The organism is Streptomyces sp. NPDC102462, assembly GCF_044765425.1.
Classification (GTDB): Bacteria; Actinomycetota; Actinomycetes; order Streptomycetales; family Streptomycetaceae; genus Streptomyces.
In genome coordinates this window covers 1-7,868 of record NZ_JBIWKB010000123.1, presented here as the reverse complement: position 1 = coordinate 7,868, position 7,868 = coordinate 1, and the positions used below count along the sequence as shown (strand labels likewise).

6 protein-coding genes and 2 pseudogenes are annotated in these 7,868 nt (G+C 68.5%); 4 read left to right on the top strand and 4 right to left on the bottom strand.

The genetic code is table 11. The annotated features are described in order from the left end of the window. Window positions 1-35: 35 nt before the first annotated feature. The gene (locus ACIRFL_RS43230) at window positions 36-1,157 is read left to right on the top strand and encodes an acyl-CoA dehydrogenase family protein (protein WP_404041122.1); all 1,122 of its coding nucleotides are present in this window, start codon (window positions 36-38) and stop codon (window positions 1,155-1,157) included. Window positions 1,158-1,258: 101 nt separating this feature from the next. Here the strand turns inward: ACIRFL_RS43230 and ACIRFL_RS43225 are convergent, their stop codons facing one another. Next, window positions 1,259-1,837 carry a dihydrofolate reductase family protein gene (locus ACIRFL_RS43225; RefSeq protein WP_404041119.1) on the bottom strand — a complete coding sequence of 193 codons (579 nt, stop codon included), beginning with the start codon at window positions 1,835-1,837 and terminating at the stop codon, window positions 1,259-1,261. A 593-nt stretch (window positions 1,838-2,430) separates the two neighbouring features. Between ACIRFL_RS43225 and ACIRFL_RS43220 the strand changes: the two genes are divergently transcribed. Further along, complete coding sequence (locus tag ACIRFL_RS43220) at window positions 2,431-2,661, top strand: hypothetical protein (RefSeq protein ID WP_404041116.1); 231 nt, start codon at window positions 2,431-2,433, stop codon at window positions 2,659-2,661. A 273-nt stretch (window positions 2,662-2,934) separates the two neighbouring features. On the opposite strand, the gene ACIRFL_RS43215 is transcribed toward ACIRFL_RS43220, so the two are convergent. After that, window positions 2,935-3,177 (bottom strand): beta-galactosidase, encoded by a 243-nt coding sequence (locus ACIRFL_RS43215; RefSeq protein ID WP_404041113.1) that lies wholly within the window; start codon window positions 3,175-3,177, stop codon window positions 2,935-2,937. Between the two features lie 324 nt (window positions 3,178-3,501). Between ACIRFL_RS43215 and ACIRFL_RS43210 the strand changes: the two genes are divergently transcribed. After that, window positions 3,502-3,939 carry a cupin domain-containing protein gene (locus ACIRFL_RS43210; RefSeq protein WP_404041110.1) on the top strand — a complete coding sequence of 146 codons (438 nt, stop codon included), beginning with the start codon at window positions 3,502-3,504 and terminating at the stop codon, window positions 3,937-3,939. Window positions 3,940-3,958: 19 nt separating this feature from the next. Then, window positions 3,959-4,147, top strand: a pseudogene (locus ACIRFL_RS43205) (hypothetical protein); the annotation flags it as partial. Window positions 4,148-4,236: 89 nt separating this feature from the next. Here the strand turns inward: ACIRFL_RS43205 and ACIRFL_RS43200 are convergent. Together ACIRFL_RS43200 and ACIRFL_RS43195 are read right to left on the bottom strand one after the other, a co-directional pair. Beyond that, the gene (locus ACIRFL_RS43200) at window positions 4,237-6,642 is read right to left on the bottom strand and encodes a SpoIIE family protein phosphatase (protein ID WP_404041107.1); all 2,406 of its coding nucleotides are present in this window, start codon (window positions 6,640-6,642) and stop codon (window positions 4,237-4,239) included. Between the two features lie 693 nt (window positions 6,643-7,335). After that, a pseudogene (locus tag ACIRFL_RS43195) lies at window positions 7,336-7,642 on the bottom strand (transposase); the annotation flags it as partial. Window positions 7,643-7,868: the final 226 nt, after the last annotated feature.

Sequence of the window (7,868 nt, the reverse complement as noted above, 5' to 3'; positions counted from 1 at the left end):
AGGTGAATCTGCCCGCGTCACCAGCCTCCAGCTCACTGACCTGCACCTTCAGCCCGGTAGGGACTCCAGAACCCCCGAATTGCGCGGAACGCAGGCCGTACATAGCCGACTGGTTCGAGCAAGGAGCCATCCCCGCACGGGAACTCGCCGGTCAGCTCGGCGAGTTGGGCGTCCTCGGCATGCATCTGCAGGGTTACGGCTGCGCCGGGACCAGCGCCGTCTCCTACGGACTCGCCTGCCTCGAACTCGAAGCCGTCGACTCGGGACTGCGCAGTCTCGTCTCCGTCCAGGGCTCTCTCGCGATGTACGCGATATGGAAGTACGGCTCCGAGGAACACAAGCAGCAGTGGCTGCCGGGCATGGCCGCCGGACGCTTCATCGGCTGCTTCGGGCTCACCGAGCCGGATGCCGGCTCCGACCCGGGCGCCATGCGCACCCAGGCCAAGCGGGACGGCACGGACTGGGTCCTCAACGGCACCAAGATGTGGATCACCAACGGCTCGGTCGCCGACATAGCCGTCGTCTGGGCCCGCACCGACGGCGGCGTCCGCGGATTCCTCGTCCCCGCCGGCACTCCCGGCTTCACCAGGAACGACATCAAGCACAAGGTGTCACTGCGGGCCTCGGTGACGAGCGAACTCGTCCTTGAGGACGTCCGACTGCCCGCGGACGCCATGCTCCCGGGCGCCCGCGGTCTGTCCGGTCCGCTCGGCTGCCTCAACGAGGCGCGCTTCGGCATCGTCTTCGGCGCCCTCGGGGCCGCTCGTGACTGCCTGGAGACGGCCCTCGCCTACGCCGCAGACCGCACCGTCTTCGGCCGTCCGCTCGCCGGCTTCCAGCTCACCCAGCACAAACTCGCCGACATGACCCTCGAACTCGGCAAGGGCATGCTGCTCGCGCTCCAGCTGGGACGGCTCAAGGACCACGATCGGATCGGCCCGGAGCAGATCAGCACGGGCAAACTCAACAACGTCCGCGAGGCCCTGGAGATCGCCCGCCAGTGCCGCACCCTCCTCGGCGCCAACGGCATCACCCTGGAGTACCCGGTGATCCGGCACGCCAACAACCTTGAGTCCGTCCTGACCTACGAGGGCACGAGCGAGATCCACGCACTCGTCCTGGGCAGCGCCCTCACCGGCATCCCGGCCTTCCGCTGACCCCGTGCGGACAGCGCGTCCGTAACGTCTGCGCCATAAGCGATGAGACACGCAAGTCGCGAATGGCGGGTCGTGCATGATGTGGTGCACGGAGGCGGCGCTCAGCGATGCAGGGTGGGTTGGTAGATGAGCTCCTGGGTGCGGCGGTCGAACGTCCGGCTCTCGATCAACTCAAGGTCGAAGTCGGCCGCGCCCGCGAAGATCGGGTAGGTCCCGGTCCGACCGCTGATCACGGGGAAGATCGTCACCTGGACGCGGTCGACCAGCCCGGCGGCCATCAACGCCCGGTTCATCGACAGGCTGCCGTGCGAGCGCAACGGCACCGCGGACTCCTTCTTGAGCCGGGCGACGACGTCGACGGCATCGCCGGCTGCGACGGTCGTGTCCGGCCATGCGCCGGGTCCTTCAAGCGTCGTCGACACCACTGTTGTCGGCATGCTGCGCATCCGGGAGTTCACCGGGTCGAGGTCGACCACCGGGATCGGGGCGAGCAGCTTTGCGATCTGCCGGAAGGTGTTGGCTCCCAGCACCATCCGCTGCTCTTCGCTGATCACGGCAAGGCGGTTGTCAAGAAACTCGGGTCCCTGTTTGCCCCAGTAGCCGCCCCAGTCGCCGTCGGGGCCGTAGGAGCCGTAGCCGTCGAGGGTGGCAAAGACGTCCCAGGTGTAGATGGCGGTCATGATGCTCTCCCAGCGTGCGGTTGCTGGCGTGCTGTGGATATAGACGAGGCAACATGACGGAACTCATCGCACCCGGGCACCTGGAATCGGGCCGGCTTCGATGAGGGGCGTGCCTCCGTTCCCGGGTGGGGCGGACCGTGTGGTCGCGACCGGCGTCGCTGACCTGCGCCCCTACCTGGCGGCGGTGCCCGACCCGCGGTTGCGGCGGGGCCGCTGGTACTCACTGGCCTCGGGCGGATTCCCAGGGCGTCTTGACGACGATGCGCTCGACGCAGCTGTCGGCGCGAGGCTCGGCTCGGTTCGATCAGCGGCGGCGCCCCCTGCTCTCAGCGCTCACTCATGGTCTCCCGGTCACCCTTGCCCAGGCCGAGGTTGGATCGAAGACGAACGAGACAGCGCAATTTCAGACCGATGCTCGCGCCGCTGGAGCCGGCCGGGGATGTCGTCACCTTCGACGCCGGCCGCACCGTCGGGGACCACGCCCGGTGGCTGGTCGAGACGAAGGGGGCGCACTACGTCGCGATCACCAAAGCGAACCAACCGACCGCACACGCCCAGGACACGGCCGAAGCGAGTTCCGCTCGATCAAGACCATGGGCATCGCGGACAACCTCGTCGGCATCGCCTTCCCTCAGGTGCACACCGGCACCGCGCCACGGGCCATGGCCTCCTTCCGTAACCTCACCATCGGCGTCCTCAAAACCGCCGGGGCAACCAACATGGCCAAGACCACCCGCGCCATCCGCGACGGGGCCCGAACGAGCCCTCCCGAGCCCGGGCATCAGCCGCAATCCGCACCCTTTAGGGACCTGAACACGCCCTGACCGACTGCCCCCGTTCCAGTTTGCTCCTGAGGGAGGAGCGCGTCGCTTCTTGGAAACCGAACCCCTCGGCCCGGACGATATGGAACTCATCGCCCACGGAAATGCAGAACGGTTGCTCAGGCCATGAAGAGCCACTGTCGGGCAAGCACCCCTCCGGGCTGTTGACACCCGCGCCGGCCCGGTGAGGACGCGCCGGGTTCCACTGCGGAAAGCGGCGGCGGCATTGTCGCAGTAGTCGTGCGGGACGTGGCAGCCCAGTTCGTTGTCGACGTGTCACAGCGCCAGCGCCGGATGGTCCCGGTAGCGTTCCGCGACGCGGCGGGTCATGCGCAGCGCGTATTCACGGAAGACGGGCGGGGTGACCGCATACGCCTGTCTGGCGCCCTGCCGGAGCACGGTGCCGTCAGCGAGTCGCGGCAGGATCTCGGGGTGGCGCCGGGTCAGCCACGGCGGCGGTGACGCGGTGGCCGTGGCGAGGGCCACTCGGATACCGGCGCCGTGCAACCGGTCCAGCACCGCATCCAGTCAGTCGAAACGGAAGTCGCCCTGGCGGGGCTCCAGTTGTGCCCAGGCGAAAATTCCGAAACGGTTCATGTTCTGCACAACAGAGCAGATGCAAACAACAGGTGATGCGGCAGGCCGCGCAGCGGGACAGGCCCGGCACGACGGAGGGCGGTGCCACCGCGCGTTCACCAGCAGCTCCTGAAGATCCCGCGCCGCTGCAGCCCGGGGCACAGATCCCGGTCCCGGCCTGGACGCCGTCGAGACCGTCTGTGACCTGCCCATGGTGTCCGGGGCACTCACGGCGTGGGGCGCCCGCCCCCGTGAGACCATGTCTGCATGAGTAACCTCTCTGGACTCGTGTCCCAGCTGGGCCTCCAACCCCATGTGGAAGGTGGGTGGTTCAGGGAGACCTGGCGCACAGCCGCCGACGCAGAGCTGCCCGGATACGAGGGCAAGCGCTCCGTGGCGACCGCCATCTACTTCCTCCTGCATCCCGGCGAGGTGTCCCGGTGGCACCGTGTCCGCTCCGACGAGATATGGCTCTGGCACCGCGAGGGACCACTGACCATGCGACTGGGCGGCACGGGCCCCGTCCCCGACACGACGGGCGCCGTCACTGTCACGCTGGGCGGCGACGTCGAGCACGGCGAGCTGCCGCAATTCCGCGTGCCGGCCAACGTCTGGCAGACCGCCGAACCGGCCGGTGACCTTCCCGTGCTGGTCACCTGTGTGGTGGCCCCCGGCTTCGACCCCCTTGACTTCGAGATGCCCTGATCGATCTCGGCAAGCATCACTGCCTGTAACCGGGGCGCCCGGGGAAGGGGAAGCGGGCCGGGCGGCGGCCGTCGTCGCCCTGTCCGAGACCGGCGCGCAGCCGATCGCCTCCGGCCGCCTCGCCCTGACGTACAACGGCGAGCTGTACAACGCGCCCGAGCTGCGTGCCGAGCCGGCAGCCGCGGGGTGGCGCTTCCGCGGTACGGCAGCAAGCCGCTGCAACCGACAACGCGCGCGGCAAACCGCTGTCGAAAGACCCGTGCGTCATCGGTCCAAGATCGGCTGAGTGGCGGTTTCTCAGGTAGGGATGAGGGGTTGTTCGGCCCAGATGGTCTTGCCGTCGGTGGTGTAGCGAGTGCCCCAGCGGGTGGCGAGTTGGGCGATGAGGAACACGCCGCGGCCGCCTTCTTCGGTGGTGCGGGCGCGGCGGAGGTGGGGGGCGCTGAGGCTGCCGTCGGAGATTTCACAGATGAGGATCTGGGCACGGATGAGGCGTAGGGCGATGGGGCCTCGTGCGTGGCGGATGGCGTTGGTGACCAGCTCACTGACGATGAGTTCGGTGGTGAAGGCGAGCGGTTCCAGACCCCAGTCGATGAGTTGTCGGCCGGTGAGGGCGCGGGCCTGGGAGACGAGTGCCGGGTCGGCGGGCAGGTCCCAGGTGGCGACGCGGTCTGCTCCCAGAGCGCGGGTGCGGGCGAGGAGCAGGGCGGCGTCGTCGCCATGGTGGTCCGGTATCAGGGATGTCACGATGGCTTCGCTGAGGTGTTTGAGCGGGCGGTCGGTGTTGACCAGGGTGCGAGCCAGGCGGTCGAGTCCGATGTCGATGTCGTGCCCCGGGGTTTCGACGAGGCCGTCGGTGTACAGGGCGAGGAGGGTGCCTTCGGAGAGGCGCCGCTGGCTGGTTTCGAAGGGGAGGCCCCCCAGGCCCAGGGGCGGACCGGGTGGGATGTCGTCGCAGAACTCGACCGTGCCGTCAGGCTGTACCAGGGCGGGTGGGGGATGGCCGGCGCGTGCGAAGACGCAGATGCGTGAGATGGGGTCGTAGACGGCGTACAGGCAGGTCGCGCCCTGGCAGTCGGGGTCCTCCTCGGCGAGGCGGATGACGAGGTCGTCGAGTTGAGTGAGGACTTCGTCGGGATCGAGGTCGAGGTCGGCCAGGGTGTGCACCGCGGTGCGCAGGCGTCCCATGACAGCCGCGGCGTGCAGGCCGTGGCCGGTGACATCGCCGACGACCAGGGCGACGCGGGCTCCGGACAGCGGCAGTACGTCGAACCAGTCACCTCCCGCTCCGGCATGGGAGGCCGCGGGCAGGTACTGGGTGGCAGTTTCCACGGCGGGGTAGTCGGGCAGCTCACGCGGCAACAGGCTGTGCTGCAGGGCTAGGACGGTGGTGTGCTCGCGGGTGTAACGGCGGGCGTTGTCGATACACACCGCGGCACGCGAGGAGAAGTCCTCCGCGAGGGCCAGATCTCCTTCGTCATACGCCTGGAGGTTCCGGTAGCGTACGAAGGAGGCCACACCCAGGGTGATGCCTCGGGCACATAGCGGTACCACCATGGGCGAGTGAACCTGGAACCTGCGGAGCTTCTCGGCCTTTCGCGCGTCGAAGTGGTACCACTCATCGATATCCAGTCTCCGTATCAGAACCGACCGCCCGCCGGCCAGGCACCGGCTCTGCGGTGTGCCCGCGACATACGTCACCGTCTCGCCCACCCTGTAGGCGGCTTCCGGGGCACCGTCCTGAAGCGTGCGGATCCCCGACCGGCGAAGCAATAGCTGGCTGCCCGCCGGACCGGGTGCGGGTCCCTCGCCCCGCACTGTCGCGTCGAGCAGGTCGACGACGACGATGTCCGCGAGATCGGGAACTGCTGCGTCCGCCAGTTCCTGTGCGGTGGGCGCCACGTCCAGTGTGGTGCCGATGCGGGTGCCGGCCTCGGTCAGCAGCGTGAGCCGCTGCTGGGCCCGCCATCCGTCGGTGACGTCGACGTAGGTCTGGCACATCCCCAGGAGGTGGCCGGTCGGGTCGGTCAGGCGGTAGGACGAGGCGGACCACGCGTGCTCGCGATCGGGGTCCGACGGAGGGCGGCCGCGTACCAGGAAGTCGATCACCGGCTCGCCGGTGTCCCGTACCCGGCACAGGACCTGGTCGATCGTTTCGAAGTCGACGTCCGGTGAGTCGTCGCCGACGCGGCGGCCGATGAGCCGCTCGGCAGGGGTGGCGGCCACATACTCGGTCGCGGCATTCACCCAGCGGTACCGCAGCTCGCTGTCCATGACGGTCACCGGGATCGGCGACTGGCTGAAGAGCGCTTGAAGGATCGCACGGTCGACCTGCTCCCGCTCCACCTGCCGCGCGTCGGCGGCGCTGACCGACCAGCCGGCCTGGCCGTCCTGGCAGAGCACGGGCTGCACATGCAACGCCACCTGCACCTCGTGCCCATCGCGGTGCCTGAGGCCCAGCACGCCGTCCCAGCCCTGCCCGGCCTTCTGCCCGCGTACGGCCGTGGCTGCCGCCTGGCCGTCTTCGGGGGACAGCAGATCCACTGCGGGCTTTGCGCAGATCTCGTCCGCCGGATACCCGAGCAGTGATTCTGCCTGCGGGCTCCACAGGGAGATCCTGCCCGTACCGTCCACCACTGCCGTGGCCGTGTACGGTCCCCGCAGCGAGTCTCTTGGTCCTGCGCCGAGGCCTCCGGAGACCATAGGTCCGTTCATGGGTACCAGCCCGTCCGTGGCCGCTTCCTCGTCTTCCCAGGATAGTGACGCAAGCGGTGCCGTCCCCCTTGAGATCGCTGGACAGGGACCGTCGCTTGATCCCCTTGACGCCCACCTACACGGATGCGCGCAGGGCAGCCCCCGCTGGAGGGGATTCGTCGCTCACCTCACCGAGGCCTGCGCGACCGACACGGCGCACGGGATCATGAATGTGGCCGCCGCTTTGGCCGCCACCAACGACGCCGAAAGCCGCACTCGCCTCCAGCACCGCGGCCTGCTGCCGGCAGAGCACCTGGTGGACGGCGGCTACACCACGACGGCGACGTCGAGCCCTAGGTTGGTGTGTCCGGTGTCGCCTGCCATGGTGAGGTCGGTGGACTGACCGTGGCTGCGATGATCATGGCGGCCGACACATCGGCTCGCCGCCCAGTGTCCGCGTCCCACCGCGCAGGTCGTCACATAGAGGGGAGCTCGCCGAGATCGACTTCCTCAATCGATCTTGGTTGCGATCCCATTCCGAGCGGTCCCCGGAGGCCCTGTTGTCGTTGGGGCGCCGACGGCAGCGGCGCTGAGCAGTGGTACTGCCCGCAGGGCCGCTCCGGAGCCGGCCTTCGACTACTCGGCTCACAAGGGCGCCCTGGTGCTGCTTCTCCAGCGCGGCAAGAACGTCCTCACGCAGGTGCATTTCGGCCGCGTCGTGGTGAGCGCGTGCGGTAGCGGAGTCGATGCTGACCAGGGACAGATCCACCGCACCCCGCTTCGCCACTTCCGCGATCAGGCACTCCAACAGAGCCTCGAAAACGCCGGCGTCACGCCACTGCCGAAACCGGTTGTGAACGGTCGACCAGGCACCGAACTCCTGCGGCATCTCCCGCCACTGTCCGCCGGTCTTGAACTGCCAGAGCACGCCCGCGAACTGCTGCCGCAGCCGCTCGGGGTACGGGCCGTACCCGCCGATCGGCAGGTACGGCCCGATGAACAGGTCCATCTCCGGACTCGGCCGTTCAGGTGCGGGTTTATCGCCTGGCAGGAAGCGCCGTGCCCGCACCGTGCGTCTGTTACGTCCACGGTGGCGGGCTGGTCACCGGGAGCGTCGACGGCGACGACGCGAAAGCGGCTGAGCTAGTGTCTCGTGATCCTGTTCATGGAACCTGAGGCTTCTGTGATCGTTGAGTCAGGTATGGATCTCTCCTCTGAACAGATGGCAGAACTGC

Excerpts from the sequence above, each read along its gene's own strand:
- ACIRFL_RS43225 (WP_404041119.1), bottom strand. The coding sequence starts at position 1,837 with ATGACCGCCATCTACACCTGGGACGTCTTTGCCACCCTCGACGGCTAC.
- ACIRFL_RS43220 (WP_404041116.1), top strand. The coding sequence starts at position 2,431 with ATGGGCATCGCGGACAACCTCGTCGGCATCGCCTTCCCTCAGGTGCAC.
- ACIRFL_RS43210 (WP_404041110.1), top strand. The coding sequence starts at position 3,502 with ATGAGTAACCTCTCTGGACTCGTGTCCCAGCTGGGCCTCCAACCCCAT.
- ACIRFL_RS43200 (WP_404041107.1), bottom strand. The coding sequence starts at position 6,642 with ATGGTCTCCGGAGGCCTCGGCGCAGGACCAAGAGACTCGCTGCGGGGA.